At 65.6% G+C, this 26470-nt stretch carries 25 protein-coding genes and 1 tRNA gene; 5 read left to right on the top strand and 21 right to left on the bottom strand.

Features of this window, described 5'->3' with window-relative positions:
• Positions 1 to 35: 35 nt before the first annotated feature.
• Positions 36 to 791: a competence/damage-inducible protein A gene (locus tag ACLB0R_RS12115; RefSeq protein ID WP_416643440.1), complete on the top strand. Its 756-nt coding sequence runs from the start codon at positions 36 to 38 to the stop codon at positions 789 to 791.
• 38 nt (positions 792 to 829) lie between these two features.
• Here ACLB0R_RS12115 and ACLB0R_RS12110 read toward each other — a convergent pair whose 3' ends face one another.
• The 19 genes from ACLB0R_RS12110 to ACLB0R_RS12020 form a co-directional block, all read right to left on the bottom strand.
• A complete protein-coding gene (locus ACLB0R_RS12110; protein ID WP_416643441.1) occupies positions 830 to 1141 on the bottom strand; it encodes a hypothetical protein in 312 nt (103 codons plus the stop codon).
• Between the two features lie 63 nt (positions 1142 to 1204).
• Positions 1205 to 2416 carry an MFS transporter gene (locus ACLB0R_RS12105; protein ID WP_416643442.1) on the bottom strand — a complete coding sequence of 404 codons (1212 nt, stop codon included), beginning with the start codon at positions 2414 to 2416 and terminating at the stop codon, positions 1205 to 1207.
• A 329-nt stretch (positions 2417 to 2745) separates the two neighbouring features.
• The gene (locus ACLB0R_RS12100) at positions 2746 to 3228 is read right to left on the bottom strand and encodes a phosphate-starvation-inducible protein PsiE (RefSeq protein ID WP_416643443.1); all 483 of its coding nucleotides are present in this window, start codon (positions 3226 to 3228) and stop codon (positions 2746 to 2748) included.
• Positions 3229 to 3272: 44 nt separating this feature from the next.
• Positions 3273 to 4670 (bottom strand): DUF1501 domain-containing protein, encoded by a 1398-nt coding sequence (locus ACLB0R_RS12095; RefSeq protein ID WP_416643444.1) that lies wholly within the window; start codon positions 4668 to 4670, stop codon positions 3273 to 3275.
• A 14-nt stretch (positions 4671 to 4684) separates the two neighbouring features.
• A complete protein-coding gene (locus tag ACLB0R_RS12090; RefSeq protein WP_416643445.1) occupies positions 4685 to 6415 on the bottom strand; it encodes a DUF1800 domain-containing protein in 1731 nt (576 codons plus the stop codon).
• Positions 6416 to 6578: 163 nt separating this feature from the next.
• Positions 6579 to 7592 carry a P-type DNA transfer ATPase VirB11 gene (gene virB11 / locus ACLB0R_RS12085; RefSeq protein ID WP_416643446.1) on the bottom strand — a complete coding sequence of 338 codons (1014 nt, stop codon included), beginning with the start codon at positions 7590 to 7592 and terminating at the stop codon, positions 6579 to 6581.
• The gene (locus ACLB0R_RS12080; RefSeq protein ID WP_416643447.1) at positions 7592 to 8704 is read right to left on the bottom strand and encodes a TrbI/VirB10 family protein; all 1113 of its coding nucleotides are present in this window, start codon (positions 8702 to 8704) and stop codon (positions 7592 to 7594) included. The genes virB11 and ACLB0R_RS12080 overlap by 1 nt, the downstream gene beginning before the upstream one ends.
• Entirely contained in the window at positions 8701 to 9387 is a 687-nt protein-coding gene (locus ACLB0R_RS12075) for a TrbG/VirB9 family P-type conjugative transfer protein (protein ID WP_416643448.1), read from the bottom strand. Before ACLB0R_RS12075 ends, ACLB0R_RS12080 begins: the two co-directional genes overlap by 4 nt.
• A complete protein-coding gene (locus ACLB0R_RS12070; protein WP_416643449.1) occupies positions 9384 to 10238 on the bottom strand; it encodes a virB8 family protein in 855 nt (284 codons plus the stop codon). Before ACLB0R_RS12070 ends, ACLB0R_RS12075 begins: the two co-directional genes overlap by 4 nt.
• On the bottom strand, positions 10235 to 11521 hold the full coding sequence (locus ACLB0R_RS12065; protein WP_416643450.1) for a type IV secretion system protein: 1287 nt from the start codon (positions 11519 to 11521) through the stop codon (positions 10235 to 10237). Before ACLB0R_RS12065 ends, ACLB0R_RS12070 begins: the two co-directional genes overlap by 4 nt.
• A complete protein-coding gene (locus ACLB0R_RS12060; protein WP_416643451.1) occupies positions 11491 to 13884 on the bottom strand; it encodes a VirB4 family type IV secretion/conjugal transfer ATPase in 2394 nt (797 codons plus the stop codon). The genes ACLB0R_RS12065 and ACLB0R_RS12060 overlap by 31 nt, the downstream gene beginning before the upstream one ends.
• A complete protein-coding gene (locus ACLB0R_RS12055; protein ID WP_416643452.1) occupies positions 13863 to 14150 on the bottom strand; it encodes a type IV secretion system protein VirB3 in 288 nt (95 codons plus the stop codon). Before ACLB0R_RS12055 ends, ACLB0R_RS12060 begins: the two co-directional genes overlap by 22 nt.
• Before the next feature lie 31 nt (positions 14151 to 14181).
• Complete coding sequence (locus ACLB0R_RS12050) at positions 14182 to 14499, bottom strand: TrbC/VirB2 family protein (RefSeq protein ID WP_416643453.1); 318 nt, start codon at positions 14497 to 14499, stop codon at positions 14182 to 14184.
• A 64-nt stretch (positions 14500 to 14563) separates the two neighbouring features.
• Entirely contained in the window at positions 14564 to 15292 is a 729-nt protein-coding gene (locus ACLB0R_RS12045) for a cytochrome c biogenesis CcdA family protein (RefSeq protein WP_416643454.1), read from the bottom strand.
• Position 15293: 1 nt separating this feature from the next.
• Entirely contained in the window at positions 15294 to 15692 is a 399-nt protein-coding gene (locus tag ACLB0R_RS12040; RefSeq protein ID WP_416643455.1) for a thioredoxin family protein, read from the bottom strand.
• A 225-nt stretch (positions 15693 to 15917) separates the two neighbouring features.
• Entirely contained in the window at positions 15918 to 17021 is a 1104-nt protein-coding gene (locus ACLB0R_RS12035) for an ABC transporter permease (protein ID WP_416643456.1), read from the bottom strand.
• On the bottom strand, positions 17021 to 17749 hold the full coding sequence (locus tag ACLB0R_RS12030; RefSeq protein WP_434953849.1) for an ABC transporter ATP-binding protein: 729 nt from the start codon (positions 17747 to 17749) through the stop codon (positions 17021 to 17023). Before ACLB0R_RS12030 ends, ACLB0R_RS12035 begins: the two co-directional genes overlap by 1 nt.
• Positions 17742 to 18785 (bottom strand): 3-oxoacyl-ACP synthase III family protein, encoded by a 1044-nt coding sequence (locus ACLB0R_RS12025; RefSeq protein WP_416643458.1) that lies wholly within the window; start codon positions 18783 to 18785, stop codon positions 17742 to 17744. Before ACLB0R_RS12025 ends, ACLB0R_RS12030 begins: the two co-directional genes overlap by 8 nt.
• A complete protein-coding gene (locus tag ACLB0R_RS12020; RefSeq protein ID WP_416643459.1) occupies positions 18782 to 19459 on the bottom strand; it encodes a 3-oxoacyl-ACP synthase in 678 nt (225 codons plus the stop codon). The genes ACLB0R_RS12025 and ACLB0R_RS12020 overlap by 4 nt, the downstream gene beginning before the upstream one ends.
• Positions 19460 to 19598: 139 nt before the next feature.
• Here ACLB0R_RS12020 and ACLB0R_RS12015 point away from each other — a divergent pair, with 139 nt between their 5' ends.
• Positions 19599 to 22415, top strand: coding sequence for a bifunctional YncE family protein/alkaline phosphatase family protein (locus ACLB0R_RS12015; protein WP_416643460.1), 2817 nt, complete (start codon positions 19599 to 19601; stop codon positions 22413 to 22415).
• Between the two features lie 185 nt (positions 22416 to 22600).
• On the opposite strand, the gene ACLB0R_RS12010 is transcribed toward ACLB0R_RS12015, so the two are convergent.
• Both ACLB0R_RS12010 and ACLB0R_RS12005 read right to left on the bottom strand, forming a co-directional pair.
• Entirely contained in the window at positions 22601 to 22750 is a 150-nt protein-coding gene (locus ACLB0R_RS12010) for a helix-turn-helix domain-containing protein (protein ID WP_416643461.1), read from the bottom strand.
• Positions 22751 to 22755: 5 nt separating this feature from the next.
• Positions 22756 to 22829: transfer RNA gene (locus ACLB0R_RS12005), tRNA-Gly, on the bottom strand.
• A gap of 496 nt (positions 22830 to 23325) precedes the next feature.
• On the opposite strand from ACLB0R_RS12005, the gene ACLB0R_RS12000 reads away from it, so the two are divergent.
• Genes ACLB0R_RS12000 through ACLB0R_RS11990 form a run of 3 tightly spaced genes read left to right on the top strand, consistent with a single transcriptional unit; the run spans position 23326 to position 26458 of the window.
• Positions 23326 to 24678 carry a glycosyltransferase family 2 protein gene (locus ACLB0R_RS12000; RefSeq protein WP_434953848.1) on the top strand — a complete coding sequence of 451 codons (1353 nt, stop codon included), beginning with the start codon at positions 23326 to 23328 and terminating at the stop codon, positions 24676 to 24678.
• The gene (locus ACLB0R_RS11995) at positions 24668 to 25465 is read left to right on the top strand and encodes a DUF5672 family protein (protein WP_416643463.1); all 798 of its coding nucleotides are present in this window, start codon (positions 24668 to 24670) and stop codon (positions 25463 to 25465) included. The genes ACLB0R_RS12000 and ACLB0R_RS11995 overlap by 11 nt, the downstream gene beginning before the upstream one ends.
• Positions 25466 to 25507: 42 nt before the next feature.
• The gene (locus tag ACLB0R_RS11990) at positions 25508 to 26458 is read left to right on the top strand and encodes a phytanoyl-CoA dioxygenase family protein (protein ID WP_416643464.1); all 951 of its coding nucleotides are present in this window, start codon (positions 25508 to 25510) and stop codon (positions 26456 to 26458) included.
• The last annotated feature ends 12 nt before the right edge of the window (positions 26459 to 26470 follow it).

Here is a 26470-nt window from a genome sequence, read left to right as displayed (position 1 = left end):
TTGCGAGAGGGGGCGGAGCGGCTAAGGCGCAGGCCATGACGACGCGTATCTGGACCGCAGCGCTGGTGGTGATCGGCGATGAAATCCTGTCGGGGCGCACCCAGGACAAGAATGTCGCGCAGATCGCGGTGTGGCTGAACGTCCAGGGCATTCGCCTGGCCGAAGTGCGCGTGGTGGCCGACCGGACTGAGGCGATCGTCGAGGCGGTGAATATCCTACGCGCGCGTAATGATTATCTGTTCACCACCGGCGGCATCGGCCCGACGCATGACGACATTACCGTCGATGCGATTGCGGTGGCGCTCGGCGTCGGCGTCGTCCATCACCCCAAGGCGCTGGCGGTGCTGGAGCGCTATTATGAAACGCGCGGCGGGCTGACCGAGGCGCGGATGCGGATGGCGCGGGTGCCCGAGGGCGCCGAGCTGATCGAGAACCGCTTGTCGGGCGCGCCGGGTATCCGCATCGGCAACATCTTCATCATGGCAGGTGTACCGCACATCACCGCCGGGATGCTGGACGCGCTGACGGGGACGCTGGAAGGCGGCCAGCCCGTGCTCTCGCGCACCATCGGCTGCTGGGTCGCCGAGAGCGAAGTCGCCGACCTGCTCCGCGAAGCCGAGCGCGCGCATGAAGGCGTCGCGATCGGCAGCTATCCCTTCTTCCGCGAAGGCCGGGTGGGCGCGAACTTCGTGGTCCGCGCAACCGAGCAGGCGCTGGTCGATGCCTGCGTTGCGGATATCACCGCGCGGCTGGAGGCGGCGGGGCGGACGGTGGTTGAGGGCGGGATTTAGGTCGCCGGAGGTGCTCGCCTCTAAATCGCGCTTTCGCGTCACTGAGTTTTTCCGACCAGCTCCACATACCCGTCTTTACGTCTGACAATCAGGCGTATCCCTCCGCCGATCTGCCCTTGTGGGGCGACTTCGACAATCCACGAATCTCTGCTGTCCTCGGCAGTGTAGGTCAGTTCGGTGCCGGCGGTGCCGAATTGACGCGGATAATGGGTGACGGCGTAAGCCCTTGCGGCAGCGATCGGGTCCACTTCCGGCGGGGTAACGATTCTACCGTGACCGAACATCCAACCCATCCAGAAGCCGACAATCAGCGTGACGACTGAACTGAGAACAGCGGTTCGTTTAGGCATGCCGTTGTCGCTCCATCTTTTCGGCGCTTGCCCGAGAGATAACCTCTATCACTCTGAATCCCATTACCCCGGCACTACCCTCGGCAGCCCCCGCAGTCGCACCAGCGCCAGGAGCGCGAAGGTTGCCGCCACGATGAACGCCGCGCCGGGGAAATAGACGGGCGCGTCGCTCGCGGTGAACCAGGCGAGGGGTTGCGTCAGGATCAGCGGCGCGGCGACCGAGCCGACGCCCATCGCCATTGCGGCGATGCCCTGCACTTCGCCTTGCGTCTCGGGCGTGGCGCGGCGCGAGAGCATCGCCATCAGGCTCGGCTGGACGAGGCTCTGGATCGCGATGCCCAGCATCGGCACAAACGCCATCCATGTCGTGCGCGCGAAGGCATAGACCAGGAACGCCGCGGTTGCCGCGATCAGGCCGATCGTTGCTGCGTCGCGCTCGCCAAAGCGCTTAACCATCGGGCCGGTCAGCAAGGTCTGGCTCGCCGCGATGACGCAGCCGACGATCGCCAGGCTCGCCCCGATCATCTGGCTCGACCAGCCGAACGCGGCGATGGTGTAAAAGCTCCAGGTGAGCGGATAGACGAGGCTGGCGATCTGCCACAGCACCAGCACGCCCGCCGCCGCGGTCATCCCCGTTACTGCACGCGCCGCTTTCAGCGCACCGAGCGGGTTGGCGCGCGACCAGGCGAAGGCGCGGCAGCGTTCGGGCGGCAGGGTTTCGGGGAAAACGGTCAGGCCATAGACGAAATTGGTGCCGGCCAGCGCTGCCGCCGCGATGAACGGGGCGCGATCGCCCAGTGATCCCAGCAGACCGCCAATCGCCGGCCCGACCACGAAGCCGACGCCGAACGCCGCGCTGACATAGCCGAAGGTGCGGGCGCGATCCTCGGGCTTGGTCGAATCGGCCAGCGCCGCTTGAGCCGCGCCGTAACTGCCGCCGAACCCGCCCGACAGCGTGCGGCTGACGAACAACAGCGCCAGGCTGCTCGCCGCTGCCATCACCAGATAATCGATCGCCAGCAGGCCCAGCGCCGCGAGCAGCATCGGCCGTCGGCCGAACCGGTCGCTCAAATTGCCGATCACGGGCGCGGCGAAGAACGTCGCCAGCGCCATGCACAGCCCCATCCACGAGCCGACATTGATCGCGTGCGACAGATCGAGCCCGCCGATATGCATCAACAGCTGTGGGAGCACCGGCATGACGAGGCCGAACCCCATCGCATCGATGAAAATCGTCGCGAGGATGAAGGGCACGCGGTGCTTGGAAGCGATCATGTCTGCAGTTCTCCGCAGATCGGTGGGCGCCCGGCCAGCAGCAACTGCGCACGGGGCGATGACGGGGAGATGGGGTCATCCGATCCCTTGGTAGTAAGTCACTTAAAACAATGTCGTTTCGCGCGAATGTTCCCTAATGTTCCCACTGACCATGGGGCTTTTGCGGTCAGGCCAACCGGCGCAGCATTTGGCCTGACCGAGTGGCACCGACGATTGGACCGAGCGCGCCGCCAGGATAATCCGACAGTCACCGGTAGGACAGCGGCGGCCGGGATTACGTCGCTACGCTCGCCATGAGCGATCGCGAGCCAACCCGATGTCAACCGGGTCTACTGCGCTGCGCTACTTTCGTCGGCGGGCAGGCTGGTCCGCGTGATCACGGCAGCGGCGATGGCGAGCAGCAGGATGGCGCTGGCTTCGAACACGATATTTTCCGGGGCCATGTTCTTGCTCTGCAGCACGATCAATCGCGCCAGCGCGGTAATCGCGATGAAGATCGGGTAGATGAAGGTCGCGCCTTTGCCGGTGTAGAACACCCCGACCATGCCGATCACTTCGGTGTAGAGGAACATCAGCAGGATGTCGGCGAGCGTGATCGAGCGCGTGTTGTAGATATCGATGATCTCCGCCACCGCGCCGCCCAACGTCATCAGCGCAACAAGCGCGAGCAGCAGCCGCTCGATCAGGTGAAACGCCGTTGTCGCGATCGCGCCTTCGGCGTGGCTGACTTGAGGCTTGAACGCAGCGTCGCCCAGGGGGACGTTTTCGCCGCCGACGGGGCCTGGGGTCGCGGTCGGTGATGGGTCAGCCATGGCCCATCGTAGCACGTCCCGACGGGAGCGTCGCCCCTTAGCGGTCAGACAAACCCCACATTGGTCCCCAATGTCGAGCCCGCGAAGTTGTTGATGTTGGGCAGCACCGTCGGCAAGTCGGACGCTGCAACCCCAAACCAGCTCGCCAGCGTCGCGCCATATTGGTCGACCGACATGGTCGGGATCAGGCGGCCCTGGCCGATATCGTCGGGGCCGTTATTGGCGAGCGTCGGGTTGACGCCGTAATAGCGTCCGCCCTTCACTGCGCCGCCGAGCACGAAATGCATGCTGCCCCAGCCATGATCGGTGCCGTCATTGTTCGAGGTGAGCGCGCGGCCGAAGTCCGATCCGGTAAAGGTCGTCACCTGGTTGGCAACGCCGAGCTCGACCGTGGTGTCGTAGAAAGCGCGTAACGCATCGGCGAGGTTGGTGAGCAGCACCGGGTGCAATGTATCGAGCCCGTCATGCGTGTCGAACCGGCTGGTCGAAACGAAGAACACTTGCCGCTTGGCGCCGAGCTGCTGGCTGACCGAAATCATCTTGGCGACAAGCTGCAATTGCGCGCCGAGCGAGCTTTGGGTGTCTGCGGCGGCAGGGAAGGGCGTCGTCGTCGCCTGGGCGCCGGCCAGTGCGGTGGAAACCTGGGTGTAGAGGTTGAGCGCGCGGCCGCCGACCGTGCCCAGCGCGCTTTCGAACTGATGATTGCCGGTCAGCGAGCCGTTGATAAGCGAGGTCAACACGCTCGCTGCCTGGGTCGAGCCTTGCAGGCTGTTGCGCGCATTGAGCGCGATCGGGCCCGATGGCGTCACCGCATATTGTACCGCGGCCTTGCCGGTCAGAAAAACCGCATTGCCCGCCGCGTTGATGCAGGTCAGCGTCGACGTGCCATTGCCCGATTGCAGCAAATCGCCGATCCGCCCGCCCCAGCCTGACGCTGCGCCTTCGGGTGAGGAGGCTTGCCAATAGCTTTGCTGGTCGTTGTGGCTGAGCAGCTTGGGCGGCAGCAGCACGCTTTTCGCCTGATATTGCGCCTTGGTCGTCGGTTGGACGAGCGTGCCCAGGTTGAGCATCACCGCCATCTTGCCGGCGTTGAAGATCGGCAGCAGCTTGGCGAGTTCAGGCGCCAGCGCATATTGCGCGCCGCCGGGCAGCGCGACCGAGGGGTTGAGCACCGTCGCGGCAAGCTGCGCCTGGGTATAGTTCAGCCCGGTCCGCTGCGCGGCGTACACTGCGTATCGGCTGTTGTCATACGGCGCCAAGGTGTTGGCGTAGTCGTTTCCACCATAGAGGAACACGCAGACCAGCGCTTTGTAATCGCTGGCGGTCGCGGCCGCTGCCTCGCCGATCGCCGCCAGATTCATCACGAACGGGGTCGCCGATCCCGCCAGCGAGAGGGCGGAAGCGCGCTTTAAGAAGGCGCGGCGTGAAACGTCGTTGCTCATGTTCCGTCTCCCCTTCAGCGCAACACGAGATATTCGGGCGATGCCATCACCAGCACGATCGCCGCATAGATGCGGTTATTGATGCCGGCGCTGGTCGCGATCGAAATGGTGTCGAGCGCCGCTTTCATCTGCGCGATCGTCGCGGCACTGATCTGGTTGGCAGCGAGCACCAGATTGAGCTCGTTCAACAGCGCCTGGCTGTCGGTCGCGAGCACGGTCAATGACGAGTAATCGGCCTTCGCCTCGCCGGCACCGTTGGCGATGACTTGCTGCATGTAATTGACGTAAGCGATGACCGACGGTTCGTTGGTCACCTGGAATTCGGGCGCGACCAGCCCGCCCGACGAAATGGTCGTGCCCGGTGGCGTGTAGCCCGGGCGGAACCAGTTGAACACGCTCGGCGCATGGCCGGGGCTCTCGCCGATGCGATTGGCGATCGACGAGACATTGCCGAACGGCCATTGGTTGGTTGGCGAGGTGACGTTGTACGCCTTCGCCCATTGCACCAGTCGCACGACCGGCTCGCGCAGCTTGCCAGAGCTTGTGCTGCTAACCTGGGTGTCGTCGCGCGCCTCGGCATCAGTCAGGATCGCGCGGATCACCGCTTTCATGTCGCCGCGCACGCCGCTGCCATTGTTGATGAACGCCGCCGCGACCCGGCTGACATAAGCGGGCGAGGGGTTGCTCGTGGTCATGTGCTGGATCAGCTGTTTCGACACGAACGGCGGCAGATTGGCGTGGTTGAACAACCCGTCGAGCGCGATTTTGCGCGCTGTGGCGCCATCGCTGCCGGCGGGGATGCTGATCCCGATGAAGCTCGTCGCGCCAGTTTCGTGATTGGCGGCGTTGATCATCATCGGCAGCCGCATCCGCGCCGGCGTGGTGTTGTCGGTGTTGGCATAGGTGTAGCCTGTCCACACCCGCGCGCCTTGCGATACGTCATCCTGCGCGTAGGTCGGCACTGGGTTGCCGCCCGACAGCACCTGTGTGCCGTCCTGATTGAGCTGGTAGAGCCCGATCGTGAACAACTGCATCAGCTCGCGCGCGTAATTCTCATCGGGAATGGCGCCGGTCGCCGGGTTCGCCTTGATGCTGCCGAGGAAAGTGAGGTATAGCCCCATCGCGACGCTGGTTGAAACGCCTTCCATGATGTCGCGATAATTACCGAACGCATTGTCCCACAGAATGTCGAGATATGCCGCCATCACAAAGGCGCGCCAGCTGCTCGCAAAGCCGTCGATGCTGACGACCCACTGGTTGAGCAACGCCAGGCCGACGCGTTGGCGCAGGATGTCGGTGCTGCCCATCAGCTGCGACCAGATCATCGGCTCATAGCCGTTGGTCGTGTTGACGTTGGTGGCAGCGTCGTAGCCGCCGGCGATCAGGAAATCCCAGAATTTCTGAGGCCGCGCGATCGCGAACTGGCTGGTGATCCAGCCGTCGAAGGAGGTGGACCCGGCAATGCTGGTGATGTCGGTCTTGCTGTAGCCGATCGCCGCTTGCGACAGGAAACGCGAGGATTGGGTTTGGGTAAGCGCGACCGGGGTCGGCGTGGGGGTGGGCGTCGGGGTGCCGCCACCGGCTGTAATGCCGCCCGATCCACCGCCGTCACCGCCGCAGGCGGCCAGCGTCAGCATGCTCGCGCCCGCGAGCAGCGTCGCCGCTGGCGGAAGGGGCCTGGCGGCAGGGTCGGCGTCGACCATTACAGTGGGCGCATCCTCCACATCGGCAGTCACGCTCGCCATGCCCTTACCCTCCCCGGTCGACAAACCTGTCACGTCAGCATGCCCGCGGCAAGTGACGGACAGATGAAACGCTACGCTTAATTCTACCTTCGCTCCAATTTAACGGCCGAGTTGGCCGTAACCCTTCGCCGCTCTTCCTCGCGCTGGCGCGGGAAAGGCCCGCTTAGCCGCGCGTCAGCATCACGCGGGCAATGCGGCGCTCGCCATCGCGCCGCTCGAGCTGGACGATCACGTCGATCACTTGGCGGGCATAATCGAGGATGTCGTCGCGGCGGAGCTGAGTGCCCGATTGCAGCACGATGAGCGCGAGCTGTTCGAGCGCGCCTTCGGGGCTGTCGGCGTGGATCGTCGACAGCGAGCCCGGATGGCCGGTGTTGACCGCGCGCAGGAAGGTATAGGCCTCGCGCCCGCGCAGCTCGCCCAGGATGATGCGATCGGGCCGCATCCGCAGCGCGGCCTGGAGCAGATCCTCCGCCGTCACCAGTGCTTCGCCCTGTTCGCCTTTGGTCGCGATCAGCGCAGCGACATTGTCGTGGGCGATGCTGAGCTCGGCGGTGTCCTCGATCAGGACCAGCCGCTCCTGCGCCGGGATTTCCTTGATCAGTGCATTCAGGAACGTCGTCTTGCCGGTTGCGGTGCCGCCCGAGATGAGCACATTGCGCCGCTCGCGAACCAGATCGGCGAGGAAACTCGCGACCGCGCCGGGGCTGTCGCTGGCGGGAAGCGCAAGCGCGGATTGCGGCGCGGCGCCGATATTGACGCGCGTCTCCGCAAAAGCGCCGCCGCTCACATAATCGCCGAGCCGCAAATCGGGCATCACATGCTTGCGGATCGCGATCGCCATATGCCCCCGCGTCGCCGGGGGCGCCACGACTTGCACGCGCGCGCCATCAGGCAACGTCGCGGCGAGCAACGGGTGCTCGCGGCTGATCCCCTGGTGATTGAGGCTGGCGATCTGGCGCGCGAGATGGCGGAGCCGTTGCTCGTCGATCGCGTGATCGGCGATGCGTTCCATCGCTCCGCCGAGCGTCTCGACCCAGATTTCGCCGGGCCGGTTGATCAGGATGTCGGTCACGTCGGCACGCGCCAGGATTGGCAGCAGCGGCGCGAGATAGACGTCGAGATAGGAAAGCGCGCCTTCGCTCATGTTGGCGGCGGCAGGTTTGGCGCGCGCCATTATTTCAGCGGCGGCGTGCCCGCGAAATCCAGGTCGTGGGCGACGAGGATCGCGACCGGCGCGCCTTCGCGCACCTTGACCGTCGGCGGGCGGTTGACGTTGGGAATGAGTTGCTGGCCGAGCTGTGACGCTTGCGCCGGCAACCCGAGATAAATCGAACTATTGCCATTATTCGGCACTTGCGACGCGACATTGACGCCGATTGCCAAGGCCGATTGCAACGCGGCGCTGGCGAAGCGCTCAAAGAAATGGGTGTTGACCGAGCCGGCGATGCCCGCGCCGCCCAGCGTATCGGTCGCCGGCGAGCCGATTCGGATGGCGACGCCATCGGGGCGGATCAATCGCGTCCAGGTGACGAGAACGCGGCTCAAGCCGGGGGCGTTCGAGGCGCGAAATTCGCCGATCAGCCGGCTGCCGCGCGGGATGAGCACCCGGGTTCCGTCAAAACCCCGCGCGTCATGCGAGACGATTGCGCGCGCCAAGCCCGGCCGGTCGGAGTTGAGCGGCGTTTCCAGCACTGCGTCGATGATCGCGCCTTGCGGGATGATCGAGGCGCGCCCTTTGATGATCGTCGCGCGCACCGCTTCGTCCGCGTCGGCGCCGGCCGCGGCATTCGCGTTGGCGGGCGCCGCCCCACCAGTGCCATTGACCGCCGCACCCTGACCACTGGTGAGATCGACGACCAATGACGGTCGAGATGTCCCTTCAGCCACGGGCTTGGGCGTCGAAACCGGTGCGAAGGCCGGCGGCGGCGGGGCAGCGGGTACCGGCCGCGCTACGTAGACAGGCGCAACGGGAGCGGGTTTCGGGCTTGGCGCTGGCACGGGCACCTCGCGCGTGATGATCACCGGCTCGGGCGGCGGCGGCACGATCAGCGGTGGCGGCGGGGTGGGCGCGCGGGCCGCTTTGCTGGTCGCGTCGTCTCCGGTGCCCTTCAACTGCGCCAATCGCTGCCCGTTCAGGTATAGGAACAAGCCAAGCGTCAGGATCACCCCGAGTGCAATCAAAGCCGGCAGCGGCACTGCATCGCGGGGTACGGCCACGGTCGGGCGCGGATCGCGCTCCGGCAGCGCGCCGCGCGGATCAGGCGAAGATGTCGGCGCCAGGCTCATTTCTTCTTGCCCTCGCCCAGCCGCGTCGCGGTCGCACGGTCATGGCCGAGCACGAACACCAGCCGGTCATGGACGCTGTCAATCACATAGGTGCCGTCGCGCATCAGACCGTTGACCAGGCTCATGCTGTGCTTGCCGTCTTCGCTATAGACAGCGGGGAGGTCGTGGCTGGCGGCCCATTGGATCGAGGTTGCGGTGCCGTCATCGCTGATCGCGCTTGGCCAGAGGTTTTGGGCGCCGCGCAGGCGATAGCGGCCGGGGGTTTTGGTCGCTGTGGCGGTCTCGCTGACCGGCGCAGGATAGGTGAAGCGGACGAGATAAGGCGCGACGCCATAGCGCCCGCTGGTGCTGTAAAGCGCGAAATTATAGACATGCTGGTCGGTGATGACCGTCATGTTGGTGGTGGCGCCGCCCGACGGCTTCACCACCAGCGTATCGGCGCGATGGTCGACCTGGACCGACCAGCTGCCGGGATCGCCCAAGGTCACCGTCTCGATCCGCTCGTCGGACGAGAAGAACAGCGTCGTTGCGATATCCGGCGTGATGTGCAGCGCAACGACTTCCTGCGGATCGTACATCACCGTCTGGATGCGCGGATCGCGCGCGCCGGGTTGCGGCACGACTTCGGCGAGCGCCGAGGCAGGCAGCAACAGGGCAAGGGCGATCGCGAGCCGGTGCATCATGGCGTGCCCAATGGGCGCGACACCGGCGTCGGCTGCGGACGCGGGCCGATGAGGGTGCTGCCGAGCGGTGCGCCGGGGGGTGTTACCGTCGTGACTTGACCCGCGCCCGGCGTTGCGCCGATGACGGTCGAGGGCGGGACCGCCGGGCCGGATACTGCCGCCGCTGGCGGCGCTTCCTGGTCGCGGCGATAATAGACGACCTGGAAGCCGAGTGGGTTCTCAAGCCGGTCTTCGACATCCATCGGCTCGCCAGTGAAGCGATAGCGCAGCTCCGCCGACCAGTAATTTCGCACCGCTGCTGACGACGGCGTATCGCGCCGATCGGTAATGAAGCGCACCGACGCGCTTTGCGGGCCGGTGATCGACACGCTCTCGATCGTCGTCGCGACCAGCGCGGTGCGGGGATAAAGGTTGAGCGGGCTTTGCGGATTGCTCGTCGGCATCAGCGACAGATAGGCTGTGCGGGCATCGCCGGCCGACCAGAGCGAGACTTTCTTATACTGTTCGGCCGTTGTGGTGAGGTCGAACGTCTCGTGCGCGATTACATATTGCGCGAGCATCGACTGGACCAGCGCCGATTGCGGCTTGATCAGCTGCGGATGCGTGCCGTCGAGCGTCTGGGTGAAGCCCGTCGTGCGATCGACCAGCACGGTATAAGGCACCACGGTCTTGAGCGGCGCCAGGCTGATGATCGCCAGCGCTTCCAGCGCCGCAATGGTCGTCGCGATGCCAGCGACGATCCACGCGGTGCGGCGCGAGCGCGCCTCGGCGGCCTGCACGTCCTCGGCCCAGGTCGCCATGCGGCTGTGGTAGGCGGGGCGATCGATCTTGGGCGTGGTCGGCTTGTTCATCCTGTGGCGTCCCTTCTGGCCCCGGCGCGCGAGGCGCGCGGCGCTTGCCGGCGGCCGGTCTGGCCGAGCGGTTGCGCGAGCGGCGATGCGACTTCGTCAGCCAGGCGCTGCGTCGTTGCAGCCGGGCGATCGATGATGGCGATGCCGGGCGTGGCGGCGGTTTCGCGATCGCGGCGGTCCATCGCGATCATCGCATCGGCAATGCGTTGCGGCCGGCTGCGGTCGTTGCTGGCGGTGTTGTCGCCGGCAAAGGCGAGCGCCGGCGGAGCGATGCTGGCCGATGATGCCATCCGCGCCGACATCGCCCGGCCGAGATCGCTCAGCCGCGACCATTCGAAGCGGAAGCCCAACCCCACCCGCGCCGCCGCGAGCAAAGCCGCGAGCATCACGAGGGCGAACAAGCTGGTCGTCGCCAGGATTTCGATCGGCAAGGCGCCGACCGGCGCGCTCGCATCGACGAGGTCGCGCAGCGCCAGCACTTGCGGCACCAGGATGGAAAGCTCCATCGCGATCACCACCGGCGCCGCCGCGCCGCCGATGATCGCGCCGGCCAGCACCCGCACCCAGCCAGTGAACAGCCCGGTCGTCTGATCGAACAGCAACGCCGCAATGAAGCCGGGGCCGAGCGCGAGCAGCAGCGCGATCACCATCCGCACCGACACCAGCCCGGCGAGCGTACTGGTGACGAGCAACCCCGCCGCCGAGGCGATCGGCTGGCGTGCCTCGACCGGCAGATCGTGAGCCGTCGGCTGCTGCTGCGCGAGCGGCGTGGGCTCGCCGGGCGTTGGCGTTGCTGCGGGGCTCGGGGTCGAGACCGGGGTGCGCGGCGGTGTCAGCAAGTCGGCGAAGGCCGCCGACACGCCGTCGACGCGATCGGCAAGATCGCCAACGCCGAATGCCGCGCCATTATCAGGGGTGAGCAGGGCGGACGCAATCTGGCCGGGGCCCTGCGTCGCGGTATCATAGACGACCGCGCGATAAGCGACCCATTGCGTTGCGAAGGTCAGCACCAGGCCGATGCGCAACGCCGACATCACCCCGTCGCGCGCGTCGAAGCGCTCGCCGAGCAGCAGGCGATAGCCGATCAGCGCGACGAAGATCGTCAGCATCCCCGTCAGCGCCAGGCCGAACGCGCTGCCCGGCCCCAAAGCGTGGAAGCCGCCTTCGCTCAGCCCATCGGCCTGGCAATCGACCCATGCCAGCACCGAGGCGGTGTAGGGCGCGGCGGGATCGAAGGGCGCGCAGGCCGCCATCACGCCACCTTCAGCAATTCGGGCAGCCACGCCGCGGGATCATCGCCGGTGCGTGCGCGGATATCGTCGAGCAGCCGCACTGTGCGCTCGCGGCCCGACAAGATGGTCAGCAGGTCGCGCTCGCCCGACAGGTTGAGCCGCGCGACGACGCTGTCGCGACCATGCTTGATCAGCACGCTGTGGGCATTGTCGGGCAGCGTGCGGACCAGCTCATACTCATGCGGCGTCAGGCCGAAGCCCTCGATATAATCCTCGGCCTTGGCCTTGGGATTGGCAGTGAAGATCTGCGTCGCCGATTGCTCGATGATCGCGCCCGAAATGCGGCTGGCCAGCGCGTCCTCGGCATTTTGCGTGACGAAGCCGACGATGCCGTTGCGTTTACGGATGGTTTTTTCCCAATCGCGGATGCGCTGGACGAAGACATCGTCGTCCAGCGCTTTCCAGCCTTCATCGACGACGATGATCGAGGGGGTGCCGTCGATCCGCTCGTCGACGCGCTGGAAGAGGTACATCATCGCCGGCGTGCGCAGCACGGGATCGTCGAGCAGCCGCGTCATGTCGAAGCCGACGGTGTCGCTGGTCAAGTCGAGCGCATCGCGTTCATTGTCGAACAGCCAGGCATGCTCGCCCTCGCCCCACCAGGGACGGAGCCGCGCATAAAGGTCCTGCGCGCGCGGGCGGGCATCACCGCGCAGCAGTTCGACGAAGCTGCGCAAGCGGCGATAGGGCAGGGGCGCGACGAAATTGGCGTCGACCGCATCCTTGATCAGGCGCGCTTCGGCAGGCGTCAGCGCGGCGTCGTCCTGCACGCGGGCCAGCCGCGCGATCCATTCGCTGAGGAAGCGGCGGTTCTCGGCGGTGTCCTCCATCTGCAGCGGGTTGAGGCCGCTCGGGATGCCGGGGCGCAGCACGTCATAATGGCCGCCGATCGCGCGGATGAAGAGCTCTGCGCCGCGATCCTTGTCGAAGAAGATAATGCGCGGGGCAAAGCGGCGGGCCTGCGCCAGCAGGAAATTGACGAGCACCGTCTTGCCCGACCCCGATGGCCCGATGACGGTGAAATTGCCGAGATCGCCCTGGTGGAAGTTGAAATAATAAGGCCCGGCGGCAGTCGTCTCGAGGCAGGTGACCGCGCTGCCCCAGAAATTCCCCTCGGCCTGCCCCATCGCGAAATTATGGCTGGAGGCGAGGCTGGCGAAATTGGCCGAGCCGACCAAAGCGCGGCGCGCGATATGCTGGAAATTGCCGGGGAATTGTGCCCAGAACGCCGGTTCCAGCCCCAGATCCTCGCGCACCGCGATCATGCCGAGATCGGTCAGTGATGCTTGTACCTCGGCGACGCCGCCATCGACTTCCGCCTGCGTCGCGCCGCGCACCATGATGGTCAGGTGATGCTCGCCGAACGCCGCGCGGCCGGCGGCGACCGCATCCTTGGCCTGGGCAAGTTCGGCGCGCAGGCTGAAGGCCTCGTCGTCCGACGCGCGCATGCGGCGCAGCGCGTGGTTCATGCGGGCGAGGCCCGGCGCGCGATCGACAAAGGCGAAGCTCTGCGTCACCACCATCTCGCTCGGCACGCGCAGCAGGTCGTCGAGCATGCCGGGGCTGGTCTGCGCCGGATAATCCTTGACCGACACCATGGCGGCGAGGCTCGGCGCCATGCCGGGCACCGCGCCAAGCTCGATCGTGTCGGCGCCGAAGCTGACGCGCCTGTAGGGCAGATATTCGCCAATATCGCCATTGGGGGCGCGCACTGGCCTGAGATCGGCGTTGTAGAGCGCGGATAGGAATTCGAGCGGCTCCGAAAACAGCCCGTCGGCAGTCTCGTAGATGCTGAGCACGCGCGGCTGATAGGCAGCCAGCGCACCGATCAGCTGGTCGCCCGCCGCCGCCAGCGCGCGCACTTCGGCGGCCTGCTCGGCCTCGCGCTGCTCGCGACTGAAATTGCGGCCGAGCGCGCGCGATATCGCGTCGGCAAAGCCCGCGCCGCCGCGCGCCGGGCGGCGCATCACGGTGAGGAACAGCTCGTTCGCATAAAGCTCGCGCGCGGCGAGCTTGGCTTGCCAGGCAGCATCTAGGCGGCCGCTGAACTCGTCGGCGAACGTGCCCTCGCTGGTCGGGTGGACGCGGCGGCGGATGATGTGGTGGTAGAGCGCGAACCGCGACGAGGCGATCGCGCGCAGCATCGCGTCGCGCATGTCCTTGCGGTAATTGAGGTCGGCGGTATCGGCGGTTTCGAACAGCAAGCCGCCGAGCCCGATCGCCAGCATCAGCCGGCCATCGCGCAGCGCAACGATCGTGTCGTCGACATGGTACGCATAAGGCAGCCGGCTGCCGGCCGGCTTCTCGCGCTCGAACAGCTCGGCGGGCGTCGTCACGCGCGGTAAGAGTTGCATCGCCAGTATCGATAATTGCGCACCCGCGGGCAGGTGCTGATGCGCGTGAGCCACAGGTCGAAGATGCGCGGCTCGCGCAGGCAGCCAAGCACACCGGCGATGTGGACGACAAGCGCGAATACGACCGCCCAGATCGAGCGGAAAATCAGGAAGAATTCGGTCGAGACGATGAAATTGATGACGAAAAACGTATAGGTCACGCCGGCGAACATGACGGGACGGGTCAGCGCCACGAACAGCGTATCGCGTGACAGCTGATTCTCCATGATCGGCGCCTGCTCCCTTTAATCCCGGCGATCAGCCCCCGGTTGCCGCTGCCTGAATGCCGGCGACGATGCTCGCCGCGCCGAACAGCACGAAGCAGCCGATGATAACGGTTACGCCATAGCGCCAATTGATCCGGCCGGTGAGCATCATGAAGCCGACCACCGCCACCGCGATGACGGCCGCCACCGTGGCGACGGTGCCGAGCAGCGTCCCCTGGATCCAGTGGATCGCGCCGATGATCGGGCCGGATCCAGCCGGATCATAGCCAACGGCCTGAGCGTGAACGGGCACTGCCGCCGCGACAAGCGCGACGGCAGCGATGGGGCGGGAAATTTGGCGCTGCTGCATGGTGATTGTCAGCCTATGCGGGCCTTTGAACCCACGCAACGCCTTTATGTAGGTTAATCCTTTGTCAGATCGAGGTTGTCAGGTCCGCGAGCCAATCCGGCGTGATGCTGACGAGCACGCCTTCGACATAATGGTCGCCGCCGGTGATGATCAGCACGCCGACCAGCGCGAGCAGGGTGCCGAGCACGCGCTTGCCGCCCGAGCCGGCCGACATCAGCCGCCCGCGCCAGCGCTGGAGCAGCGACCGAGTCGCGGTCGCCAGCACCATCAGCACCGTCGCGATGCCAAGACCGAACGCGGCCATCGTCAGCGCAACCGCGCCCAGATTCTTGCCTTGCGCCGCCAGCACCGTTGCGGCGCCGAGCGTCGGGCCGACGCACGGGCTCCACACGAGGCCAAGCAGCACGCCGATGCCGAACTGGCCGGCCAGGCCGAATCGCTCCAGCCCGTCCTGCCGCTTCGATGCCCAGGCGGCGAGCGGCGCGGCGACCGATTGCAGCCAATATTGCAGCTTGGGAATGAGAAGGGCGATGCCGGCGGCGAGCAGCAGCGCGGCGCCGAAATCGCGGACCCAGTCGCCATCGAAGCCGCTCGCCGCGCCGACTGTCGCCAGCGCGAAACCGACCCCGGTGAACGAGACGACCAAGCCCGTCGCCAGCGCCAGCGGCCCGAGCCGATGGCGTTGCGCCGCACTTCCCAGCACGATCGGCACCAGCGGCAGCACGCACGGGGAAAGAATGGTGAGCGCGCCTGCCGCAAAGGCCAGCGCGGGACTCAGTGTCTCGCCGGCCATGTTATTTCGCCACGGTCTGGAGCAGGCCGTTGATCACGGCCTTGTCGGTCTTGAACTCGACGCGGCCGACTTCGCTGTTGCCCTTGTAGCCGATCAGCGTGCCTTGCTTGTGGACGCCGAGCGCTTGCCACTCGGCCTTTTGGGTGTCGTAATTGATCTCGAAAATGACGAGCTTGTCATAGGCCGGATTGCCGGTGACGGCGGCCTTGATCGTGCGGTTCTGCGAGCCGCACACCGGGCACCACCACGCCTTCACATCGACGAGCACCGGCTTGCCGGCGGCCTTGGCGGCGGTGAAGGCGGCGCGATCGAACTTCTGGACTTCCGCGGCCGACGCCGGGGTGGCGGCGGCGATCGTCGTGACGGCGAGGGCGGGGGCGAGGAAACGGATGAGCGACATGGCAAACTCCTGCGGTGCGGCGGTGCCGCCCGATTGCGTCACGCGTCCGATGGCTGGGTATTCGTGGGGGGAGGGGGAGAGGTTACAGGGTCGGTCCAAACGATCTTGGTTCAATCCCCTCGCTCCTGCTTGCAGGGGAGTTCGGGGTCGGTCATGCCCCCGGCATGACCTAAACAGTGCGGGGCACTGTTTACCTCGAACTCCCGCAGGCGGGAGAGGAATTCATCAGTCCAGCCGCTTGGCTTGCGCCGCCAATGCCAGCGCCAGCGCTCCCGCCAAAAACAGCGCGATCGGGCCCGCATGGCTAAACACGGTCAGCGCATCATCGCCCTTCAGCAGCACCCCCCGCGCCGCCTGAATGAAATGGGTAAGCGGAAAAATGTCGCCCAGCGCCTGCGCCCAGCCAGGTAGCGTCTCGAACGGGTAGAGGAAGCCCGAGAGCAGCATCGCCGGCAGATAAAACGCCACCGCGCCCTGCAGGGCGGCCAGCTGCGTCGCGGCGCGGGCGGAAATCGCATAGCCGAGCACCAGATGCGCGGCGGCGAACAGCGGCAGCAGCGCGATGAGCGCGCCGACGGCGCCGCGCGCCGGCAAGTCGAACAGCCACACGCCTGCCGTCAACACCAGCGCGCCTTGCAGCGTGCCGATGACGACATAAGGCAACAGCTTGCCCGCCAGTGCTTCGGCGGGTGCGATGGGGAGGGCGAGCAGTGCTTCCCACGTCCCGCCCTCGCGCTCGCGCGCCAGGCTGAGCGTGCCGAGCATGATCATCGCGATCATCACCGTCACCCCAATCAGCGCGGGGAGGAAAGTCCAGTCGGCGCGGGCATCGGCGTTGTAGAACCGCTCAATCTTGTAGCCGGGGCCGGTATCGGCGACATCGTTGCGTTGCGCGAGCGATTGCCAATACGCGCTCTCGATCGTCGGCACGGCGGCGGCGACCAGGGTGGCGTTGCTCGCGTCGATCACGATTCGTGCCGCCCGTGGATGCGCGGTCGGGTTGGCGAAGGAGGGTTGTTCGTACAGCTCGACACCGATCAGCGCCTCGCCCCGGCGGACCGCTGCTTCCGCCTCGCCCGAGCGCCGCGCGCCGCCGACCAGCACGATATCACCCCTTTTGCCGAGCGCATCGATCAGCGTGCGCGCGTCGGCGGGCGCCTCTGCCGCGATGGCCACCGTCAGCGTCGCGGCGGCCGGGCGGATCGCATAGCCGAACAGCAGCACCTGCATCGCCGGCACCAGGAGGAGCAGCGTCAACGCGATGCGCGTGCGCGTCAGGCGGACAAGCTCGATCCACGCGACCGCCGCAATCCGACGCCCCGCGCCCATCACGCCGCTGCCCGATCGGCGATGCTGAGCACGGCCGCTTCCAGCGACACCGCGCCTTCCGCCTCGGCAATCGCGCGGGGGGTTGCCTGCGCGCGGGCGGTGCCGCCGTGATAGAGCAGGATCGACGGGCAATGCTCGGCTTCGCTCAGGTCGTGCGTGCTGATGACGACGCCATGGCCAGCGCGCGCGAACTCCTCCATCCAGCGCCAGATGTCGCGGCGCGTCGCGACGTCGAGCCCGGCGGTGGGTTCGTCGAGCAGCAGCAAGCGCGGCTCGGCGAGCGCGGTCGCGGCGAATTGCACCCGCCGCGCCCAGCCGCCTGACAGCGTGCCGCAGCGTTGTCGCGCGACGCGGCCGATGCCGTAGCGATCAAGCGCGCCGTCGATCGCCTGGCCCGGACGGGCGAGGCCGTGGACGGCGGCGTGGAAGCGCAAGGTCTCGATCACGGTCAGGTCGGGGTAAAGCGCGATCTTCTGGCCCATATAGCCGATCTGGCGGCGTTGCTGCGTATCCGCCGTGCCGATTGGCTGGCCAAGCACGGTGCCGCTGCCGGCATCGGCGCGGAGCAGGCCGGCGATCATCCTGAGCGTTGTTGTCTTGCCGCCGCCATTGGCGCCGACCAGCCCGACGATTTCGCCGGCATTGACCGTCATTGTCACGCCGGCGACCACGGCGCGGCCGGCATAGCTTTTGGCGAGGCCACTGACCGCGACGAGCGGATCAGCCATGGACATAGGCGAGCCCCCCGAACATGTGCTTCGATGCTTCCGCGCCCAGCACCAGCGCACGCTCGCCGGTGCGGATCGTGGTCTCCCGCAGCGCGTGCAGCGCCAGCCAGATCGCCGCAGATCCGGTATTGCCGAGCTGATCGGCATTGACGAACGCGCGGGCGGCGGGGAAGCCGAGATGCGCTGCCACCTGCTCGCCGATGCGGCCGCTGACCTGATGCGGGATGATCCAGTCGGCGCCGTTGATGTCGTGACCGAGCGCGGCGGCGGTTTCGGTGCCAGCCTCGAACAATCGGTGCCCAGTTGCGCGGATCGGTGCGTAATCATGGTCGAAGTGGCGCGCGCCCTGCTCCAGGCTGATGCCGGGCGCGCGGTCGAGCCCGATCGAGCCGAACCATGCGCTGTCGATCGTGCCGCCCCGTCGCGCTGCCGTTGTGCCCGCCAGCACGATCGCGCCGGCGCCGTCGCCCATCTGCACGAGGTTGACGATCTGGCCGGGGTCCTGGCCGAGCGCGCTGGGGTCAAAGAACAGCGATCCGGTTTCGGAGCCGACGATCACCACCGGTCGGCCGGGCGCAGTGGCGATCAGCCCGGTCGCGACCATCAGCGCATTGGCAAAGCCGGTGCACGCCTGGCGCAGCTCGATGTGCGGGCCGCCATAGCCAAGCAGGTCAGCGACGTCGGCGATATTGCCCGGCAGCAGCCGGTGCGGCGTCGTCGTGTGGCCGATCAGATAGCCGACATCGCCGATCGATAGCCCCGCTGCTGCAAGCGCCGCACGCACGGCGTCGGCGGCAAGCGCGGGGTTGCTCTGACCGGACAGCGCTGTCTCACGCGCGGCATCGAACGCGCGGGAGATGTGGCGCTGCTTAATTCCCATGCGCTGGGCAACCGCCAGCGCGGTGCGCGCCTGGCGGAAGCCGAAGCGCGTGGTAATCCGATCGACGAGCGCTTCGGTCGAGATCGCCTCGCCGGGCAATGCCGCGCCGGTGCCGAGCACCGCGAGCGTCCGGGTGCTGGTCCACGGCGCGCTCATGCCGCGAACAACCCGTCAGGCAGGCGACCAATATCGCGGAGCAGCGCATCAGGGTCGACGCCGAGCGTGTCGAATGCTGCGCCGGCGAGGCCAAGCACCCCGGCCAACGCTTCTCGCGCACCGGCGGCGACATCGGCATTGGCGCGCGCACTGCCGAGCGACCGCGCTAGCGTGCGGGAGACGCGGACATGGCGCGCTTCGTCGCGGTGGATGCGGCCGAACAGCGCGCGCGTCACCGGGTCGGCACCGATCGCGGCGTCGGGGCGGAGCATGCGGCTGAGGATCGTGCAGACCGCGGCATCGATGCCGGCGATCCGCGCGAGATGCTCCGCGCCGCTGCCCCGGCCAAGATCGATGTGAAAGCGTCGCGCCGCTCGCATCAGTTGCGGCTGGCGGTCGGTCGGCGGCAGCGCGGCGGCAAGCGCGGATAGCAGCTGTTCGTGGACCCGCTCCTCGTCGGCAATCAGCGCGAGGGCGGGGGCGGCGAGATCGTCGTCGGCGGCGTCGGCCAGCCCGTCAAAGGCGAGCGCGGCGGCTTCCTCGCCACAGCCGAGCAGCGGCACCAGCACCGCCAGCGCCTCGGCTTGCGCATCGCCCAGGCGCGGCACGGCGATGGCGACGGGCGCCAGGGTCGCCGGGGCGAGGCGGAAGCAGAAGGGGCGGGGCGCGTTCATGACTGTCTATTCGTGCCATTGCCCGTCCGCGTTACGATTTGGCAGGGGGCGGGGTCGCGCCAAGGCCTTTGCTGGTGCGCGTAACTGCCATATTGTCGACGTAGGGACCGCGAAAATGGCGGCAATTGAGGGGAAAAACATGGCCAGCTTGCGTCGATTTCTTGCCGGTGCCGCAGTTTTGGTTTCAGCGGGCGCAGCTACCCCGATCATCGCGCAGGATGCGTTGCCCACGGGCCAGGTGATTACGCCACTCGCCGCGCCGGGCGCCAAATTCGAGCCGCTGGTCGCGCATACCGGACCGTTTCCCAACTATGTCGCCGATGGCGCGGCAGCGATCGCGGTCAGCCCCGACAAGCACGAGATGCTGGTGCTGACCAGCGGCTTCAACCGCTTCAACGGCCCTGACGGCAAGCTCGTGTTCGCGCAATCGGGGCAATATATCTTCCGCTACGCGATCGATGCGACGGGCGGCCACCTCGTCCAGTCGCTGACCTTGCCCAACAGCTATAGCGGCATCGCCTGGAAGCCCGATGGCAGCGGCTTCATCGTCGGCGGCGGGGTCGACGACAGCGTCCATGTCTATGCACGCGGCGCGAGCGGCTTCGCCGAAAGCGCGGTCGTCAAGCTTGGCCACAAGGCGGGGCTGGGGGCGGAGGTTGCACCGCAGGCAGCGGGCGTCGCGGTGAGCCCCGATAGCACGCGCGCGCTGGTCGCCAATTATTACAACGACTCGGTCAGCCTGATCGATCTCGCCAAGGGCACGGTGATCGTCGAGCAGGACCTGCGGCCCGGCAAGATCGACCCCGCCAAGTCGGGCGTCGCGGGCGGCGAGAACCCGCTGTCGATCCTGTGGACCAGCGCGACCCGCGCCTGGGTATCGGCGCCGCGCGACCGGCAAGTGGTCGCGCTTTCGGTGGGCGTGGACAAGATCGGCGTCGCCGCGCGCATCGCGACCATTGGCGAGCCGACCGCGCTGTTGGCCGATGCCGCCGCGCATCGCCTGTTCGCCACCGAGGACAATGCCGATCGCCTGGCGATCATCGACACCAGCGCGGGACGCCTCGCCGCCGAGCCGCGGCTGACGCTGCCTGAGGCGCTTGGCGAGCATACGAAGCTCGGCAAGGGGCTCAATCCCAATGGCCTGGCGCAACTGCCCGACAAAAGGCTGCTCGTTACGCTGGGCGGCATCAATGCGGTCGCGCTCGTCGCGCCGTCTGCCGGTGGCGCCACCGTGTCAGCGGTGATTCCGACCGGCTGGTATCCGAGCGCGGTTGCGACCGATGCGACCGGCAAGCGACTCTTCGTCGTCAACCGCAAATCGCCCCCCGGCGCCAATCCGCAGGGCTGCGCGCCCCGGCTGGCGATCTATCGTGGCCAGCCTAATGCGTGCGGCGCGGCCAACCAATATATCTTCCAGCTCGAAAAAGCGGGGCTGCTCAGCTTCCCGCTGCCCGGCACTGCCGGGCTTTCCAAGCTGAGCGTGCAGGTCGCAAACAATATCGGCTTGCATGCCGATGCCGAGCGCGCGGCGGCGAATGCCCAAATGGCCGCGATCCGCGCCAAAATCCGCCACGTCGTCTTCATCATCAAGGAAAACCGGACCTATGATCAGGTGCTCGGTGATCTGGCGCAGGGCAATGGCGATCCGCATCTGGCGATCCTCGGCCGGTCGCTGTCGCCCAACCACCACCGCCTCGCCGAGCAGTTCGTCACGCTCGACAATTTCTACGATTCGGGCGAGCAGTCCTCGACCGGCTGGACTTGGTCGACCGCGGCGCGCGTGACCGATTTGCTCGAGAAGACCGCGCCGGTGAATTATGCGCAGCGCGGGCTGGGCTATGAAGCGGAAGAAGCCGATCGGTTCGTTTATACCCAGCAGACTCCGGCCGAACGCCACGCGACCAACCCGGCGCTGTCGACCGATCCCGATTTGCTGCCGGGGCCGGCGCTGCTGACGGCGCCCGACCCTGACGATGATGACAAGCCCAACCAGGGCTTTTTGTGGGATGCGGCGATCCGCGCAGGGCTCAGCGTGCGCAATTACGGCTTTGCCGATGCCTCGGTCTATGATGTCGGCAAGCCCGGCGCGGTGCCGGTGGTGCGCGAGCCGTTCAAGGACCATGTCCGCATCTACACGCCCGGCGACAAGCTGCTCGCCAGCCGCAGCGACCCCTATTTCCGCGGCTTCGACCAGAAGCTTGCCGATTACTGGCGCGTGCTCGAATGGCAGCGGGAGTTTGACGCGGCGGACGCGGCCGGCACGGTGCCCGCACTGACTCTGCTCCGCTTGAGCCACGATCACTTCGGCGACTTCGAGCAGGCGATTGACGGGGTGAACACGGTCGAGACCGAAATGGCCGATAACGACTATTCGCTCGGCCTGGTGATCGAGCGGATCGCGGCCAGCAAGGTCGCAGGCTCGACGCTCGTCTTCGTGATCGAGGACGATGCCCAGAATGGCGCCGACCATGTCGATGCGCGGCGCAGCATCGCCTTTGTCGTCGGGCCTTATGTCCGCCACGGCGCGTTGGTGTCGACGCGCTACACCACGATCAACGTGCTGCGCACGATCGAGGCGGTGCTCGGGCTGAAGCCGCTGGGGCTCAACGATGGCCTGGCGGTGCCGATGGCCGATTTGTTCGACCCCGCGCAAAGCGGTTGGGCGTTCCGCGCGACCGCGGCGGACGTGCTGAAGACAACGCAGTTGCCGATCCCGGCCGATCGCTTCGCGCCGAAGACCGCGACGCTGTCGTCGTGCCCGCTGCGCAGCTCAGGCTGGTGGGCGGCGGCGATGAAGGGCCAGGATTTCAGCACCGAGGACAAGCTGGACACCGCCGCGTTCAACCGCGCGCTGTGGCAGGGGCTGGGTCAGGGGCCGGAGCCGGTGGCGCGCGACGGTGCTGATCTGCGCGGCAATCGAGCCGGGCTGCTGGCGCAGGCCAATAGTTGCTCGTGATGGGCGGTTAGCGTCAACATCCTCCCCCGCCTGGGGGAGGTGTCGCGCCAGCGACGGAGGGGGAGGACGCACGGGCGACCCAACGGCGTCCTCCCCCTCCACCAGCTTCGCTGGTCCCCCTCCCCCTGGCGGGGGAGGAGGTTGAGCTGGCGGCATCCCGAACCGCCAACCCCTCACCTCCAGCCCTAAGCCGTCGATGTCTGGCGATAGCGCGCTGGCGGCATGTCCATCGCCTTGCTGAACGCGGCGGTGAAGTGCGACTGGTTGGCAAAGCCGGGGATCAGCGCCAGCTCGGCAATGCTGAGCCCGCTTTCGGTCAACAGCTTGCGGCTCATCGCCTTGGAGCGGGTGAAGGGAATCGAACCCTCGTCGTAAGCTTGGGAAGCTTCTGCTCTGCCATTGAGCTACACCCGCGTTCCACGGTGCTGGTCGCATAGGGAGACCCTGCGCGTCAATGGCCGCTGCGTGCCGTCGCCAGATGTCCCGCCAAGTCGTCGATTCGAGCGACGAACCGTGCAGCGTTTGGCAGTATCCGCTTTCCCGCTTCCAAAGGATTTTGTACATCACGTTGCGAAGCCCTCCCTGTGATCGTTGCTTGATTTGTGTTGTTATCGTTCTGAAAAATGATAGCCGATTTACCGTGAAACAGGAGCAAGGATCGCGCTATTGGCGGGCGATAACCGTCGAGGCTTTATTGGTCGCCTCAGTTCATATCGACGCACTGCTACACAATCCGTCCGCCTACTTAGTCGCGTTGAAGTGGCGGATCCTCGGCAAGCGAGTTCGATCAAGGGCGTTGTTTGCAGCGCTGCTTGGCAGGTCGCGAAACGCTTATCGCCTCTGGCACCGCCGATCCTCGGCTAGGGTCCCCGCTAGCGCGCCATCGGATAGCCAGACGCCTATCATTGTCTTGGTCAACGCGCCCCCCGGCACTGCTGCAGAATTGGTCGCCGCAACGCGTCATTCGGTATTGGCACAGGGCGCGACGCTGTATGAGGTCGGCTCCGCTGAGACGCCGTCGCTGACCGAGGTTGCCCGCATGATCGACTGGAGCGGTCGCCCATGGCTGCTGCTGATCGAACCAGGTGATACGATCAGTGAAGGCGCAATAGCAGCCTATCGTCGTGCGATTAGCAGCGCTGATGCTCGCATCATCTATGCCGATGACGATCTGGACAACGGCCGCCAACGATATGCGCCGCATTTCAAACCTAATTGGAATGCCGAACTTTTCGCACATTTCGATTATGTTTCTGGAGCTTGTGCGGTTCATGCAAACAGATCGGACCTTGAAGCCGTTGCTGAATGTAGTGATTGGAAAACACGCCTGATTATCGGCATGATATCGAGCGGCGTGCCGTTACACCTTCCACAAATGTTGCATCATCGCCGCTTTCGGCCGATGCCGCGCCTGCCACTGCCGCCGCTGACCACAGGCGCGATGCTGCCGACGCTGTCGGTAGTTATCCCCACGCGTAATCGCGTCGGCCTTTTGCGTGCGTGCATTGAAGGCGTCTTCGCGTCGGGCTATCCGGCACTCGAGATTATCGTCGTCGACAATGACAGCGACGACCCGGAGACGTTGGATTACCTAGCTTCGCTCACGGGGTCCTGCCGGGTGTTGAGACATGGCGGCGCCTTCAATTATTCCGCTATTAACAACAGGGCTGCGGAGGAGGCACAGGGGCGCCTGCTCTGTCTGCTGAACAATGACGTCGAAGCGATCGAGCCGGGCTGGCTCACGACGCTTGCCATACAGGCGCTCCGGCCAGAGGTGGGCGCGGTTGGCGCGCGGCTGCTTTATCCTGATGGCCGGATCCAGCATGCCGGGGTCGTCATCGGTATTGCCGATGCAGCGGCGCATGCGCATCGATTTTTGCGGCCGCAAGATGCGGGTTATTTTCATCGCCACAACTTGCCGCAATTCGTGACGGCAGTGACAGGCGCCTGCATGGTGGTGGAGCGTGAAAAATTCTTGGCAGTCGGCGGGTTGAATCAGACAGATTTCCCGGTTGCGTTCAACGATGTCGATCTGTGTATCCGGCTCAATGGGTGGGGTTGGCAATCGCTCTATGAACCGCGGGCCACGCTTGTTCATCATGAATCGGCATCCCGCGGATTCGATCGAGATCCCGCCGGCGCTGCCCGGTTTGCCCGCGAGCTTGCATCGCTCAAGCTCCTGTGCGGGACCGATCGGGTCGTCGATCCTTATCACCATCCCGAACTGAGCCGACAGAGCGAGCAGTTCATGGTTGCGATTTGACGTGGTGGGCAGCGGAATCGTTTCGCGGCGGCTGTCGCTTCCGCAAGTAACGCTATGTGCGGCAAGCTCGGTCAATGTCGAGGCGACCATCCGATCGTTGCAAGCCAGTATGGAGCAGGTGGATTTTGCCGCGTGTAAGCTCTTTACCGACGCCCCTGTCCAGTTGGATGGCTTGGCTATTTCTGTGGTGCCGGTCGGCCGGATTGGCACGTCCAGCGCCTATTCCCGCTTCTTGTTGGAAGAGCTGGTAGACCAGATCGAGACGACGCATTGTTTGGTTACCCAATGGGATGGACACGTGCTGGATGCGACGCGGTGGCGTTCAGAGTTTCTTGAGTATGATTATATCGGCGCGAGTTGGCCGCAGTTCGCCGATGGGCACGATGTCGGAAATGGCGGCTTCTCGCTGCGCAGTCTTCGGTTGATGAAACTGTGCCGCGACCCCGGCTTCAAGCACTGCCATCCGGAGGACATTGCGATCGGTCGCGTCAATCGCCCCTGGCTCGAGAATAGCGGGATGCGATTTGCCTCCCGCACCGTCGCTGACCTGTTCTCCACCGAGCGTGCTGGCGACTTGTCCACGAGTTTTGGTTACCACGGCGCTTGGCGGATGCCGGCGGTGCTGGGGATAGACGTGTTTTGGGAAATTTATCGCAATCTCGATGATCGTGGAACGACTCGCCACGATTTTCGCGCTATTTTGGATCAAGTCCGACGCGGGCAGGGCGGTTGGCAACGTGCGATGCGCCTGCTTAAAGACCAGTATTTCTATCGCATCCGACGATAGCTAGGGTTGATTGACGTCAACGAAATCGGGAGCCGAACGCGCTTGGACAATCTCTTTCCTGGTATCCCGCTGGTCGAATCCCCGTTGTTCAACAGGCTGATCGCCGAGTTGGACCTGACGGATGACGAGCGTCGGATCGCGCATGATCTGCACGAGCTGGGTTATGCAGTTTTCGACTTTCCAGATCCGGATTTGGATGGCCGCGTTGCCCGCATTCAGCACCGTCTGGCGCCTCGGTTTGGTATCGATTTAAGCGATCCTACGGCCGATAAGTCACTGGGGGATCGCCGGATCCAGGATGCTTGGACATTTGACGAGGATGTCCGCGCAATCGCCGCAAACCAGATCGTGCTCGATTTGCTGGGCAAGCTGTACGGCCGCGCACCTTTTCCGTTCCAAACGCTCAACTTCCCTGTTGGAACCCAGCAGGAAGGCCATTCAGACTCGGTCCATTTCTCCAGTCTGCCTGAGCGTTTCATGTGTGGCGTCTGGCTCGCAATGGAAGACATTAGTCGGGATGCGGGCCCGCTATTCTACTATCCAGGCTCACACCGCTGGCCTATCCTGACAAACGCGATGGTTGGGCGCAGAGGATTTGGAACCAATCCGCGTTCGGCACAGGACCCGTATGAGCCGGCGTGGCGAGCGATGCGGGAGGCGTACGGCTCGCAGGAAGAGGTCTTTCTCGCTCGCAAAGGCCAGGCGCTCATTTGGAGCGCAAACCTGCTGCACGGCGGTTGTCATCAAAGCAATCCCGCCTTAACGCGCTGGTCTCAGGTCACTCATTATTATTTTGAAGGTTGTATTTATTACACACCTGCCATGTCAGATGAGGTTCTAGGCAGGCTACATTTACGTAAGCCAATATCTATTGTGGATGGCCGTGTGCGTCGTAGTCGATATTTGGGAGAAGACGTGACTGATTACGGTAAAATGTCAAGACGTTGGTTAGGGGCTCGATTGGTTTCGTCACTGATTAATAACCAGCGTTAAAGCATAGATATT

The sequence above is a fragment of the Sphingomonas sp. GlSt437 genome (assembly GCF_048015635.2).
Taxonomy (GTDB): Bacteria; Pseudomonadota; Alphaproteobacteria; order Sphingomonadales; family Sphingomonadaceae; genus Sphingomonas.
The sequence above is the reverse complement of the archived record's forward strand: the minus strand, read 5'-3'. Positions and strand labels throughout refer to the sequence as shown.

Coding starts and splice junctions, on each gene's coding strand:
- ACLB0R_RS12100 (WP_416643443.1), bottom strand. CDS start 3,228: ATGGCTGACCCATCACCGACCGCGACCCCAGGCCCCGTCGGCGGCGAA.
- virB11 (WP_416643446.1), bottom strand. CDS start 7,592: ATGGCGCGCGCCAAACCTGCCGCCGCCAACATGAGCGAAGGCGCGCTT.
- ACLB0R_RS12075 (WP_416643448.1), bottom strand. CDS start 9,387: ATGATGCACCGGCTCGCGATCGCCCTTGCCCTGTTGCTGCCTGCCTCG.
- ACLB0R_RS12010 (WP_416643461.1), bottom strand. CDS start 22,750: ATGAGCCGCAAGCTGTTGACCGAAAGCGGGCTCAGCATTGCCGAGCTG.
- ACLB0R_RS12040 (WP_416643455.1), bottom strand. CDS start 15,692: ATGTCGCTCATCCGTTTCCTCGCCCCCGCCCTCGCCGTCACGACGATC.
- ACLB0R_RS12015 (WP_416643460.1), top strand. CDS start 19,599: ATGGCCAGCTTGCGTCGATTTCTTGCCGGTGCCGCAGTTTTGGTTTCA.
- ACLB0R_RS12070 (WP_416643449.1), bottom strand. CDS start 10,238: ATGAACAAGCCGACCACGCCCAAGATCGATCGCCCCGCCTACCACAGC.
- ACLB0R_RS12115 (WP_416643440.1), top strand. CDS start 36: ATGACGACGCGTATCTGGACCGCAGCGCTGGTGGTGATCGGCGATGAA.
- ACLB0R_RS12055 (WP_416643452.1), bottom strand. CDS start 14,150: ATGGAGAATCAGCTGTCACGCGATACGCTGTTCGTGGCGCTGACCCGT.
- ACLB0R_RS12080 (WP_416643447.1), bottom strand. CDS start 8,704: ATGAGCCTGGCGCCGACATCTTCGCCTGATCCGCGCGGCGCGCTGCCG.
- ACLB0R_RS12110 (WP_416643441.1), bottom strand. CDS start 1,141: ATGCCTAAACGAACCGCTGTTCTCAGTTCAGTCGTCACGCTGATTGTC.
- ACLB0R_RS12105 (WP_416643442.1), bottom strand. CDS start 2,416: ATGATCGCTTCCAAGCACCGCGTGCCCTTCATCCTCGCGACGATTTTC.
- ACLB0R_RS12050 (WP_416643453.1), bottom strand. CDS start 14,499: ATGCAGCAGCGCCAAATTTCCCGCCCCATCGCTGCCGTCGCGCTTGTC.
- ACLB0R_RS12045 (WP_416643454.1), bottom strand. CDS start 15,292: ATGGCCGGCGAGACACTGAGTCCCGCGCTGGCCTTTGCGGCAGGCGCG.
- ACLB0R_RS12020 (WP_416643459.1), bottom strand. CDS start 19,459: ATGAACGCGCCCCGCCCCTTCTGCTTCCGCCTCGCCCCGGCGACCCTG.
- ACLB0R_RS12060 (WP_416643451.1), bottom strand. CDS start 13,884: ATGCAACTCTTACCGCGCGTGACGACGCCCGCCGAGCTGTTCGAGCGC.
- ACLB0R_RS12030 (WP_434953849.1), bottom strand. CDS start 17,749: ATGGCTGATCCGCTCGTCGCGGTCAGTGGCCTCGCCAAAAGCTATGCC.
- ACLB0R_RS12025 (WP_416643458.1), bottom strand. CDS start 18,785: ATGAGCGCGCCGTGGACCAGCACCCGGACGCTCGCGGTGCTCGGCACC.
- ACLB0R_RS12095 (WP_416643444.1), bottom strand. CDS start 4,670: ATGAGCAACGACGTTTCACGCCGCGCCTTCTTAAAGCGCGCTTCCGCC.
- ACLB0R_RS12035 (WP_416643456.1), bottom strand. CDS start 17,021: ATGGGCGCGGGGCGTCGGATTGCGGCGGTCGCGTGGATCGAGCTTGTC.
- ACLB0R_RS12090 (WP_416643445.1), bottom strand. CDS start 6,415: ATGGCGAGCGTGACTGCCGATGTGGAGGATGCGCCCACTGTAATGGTC.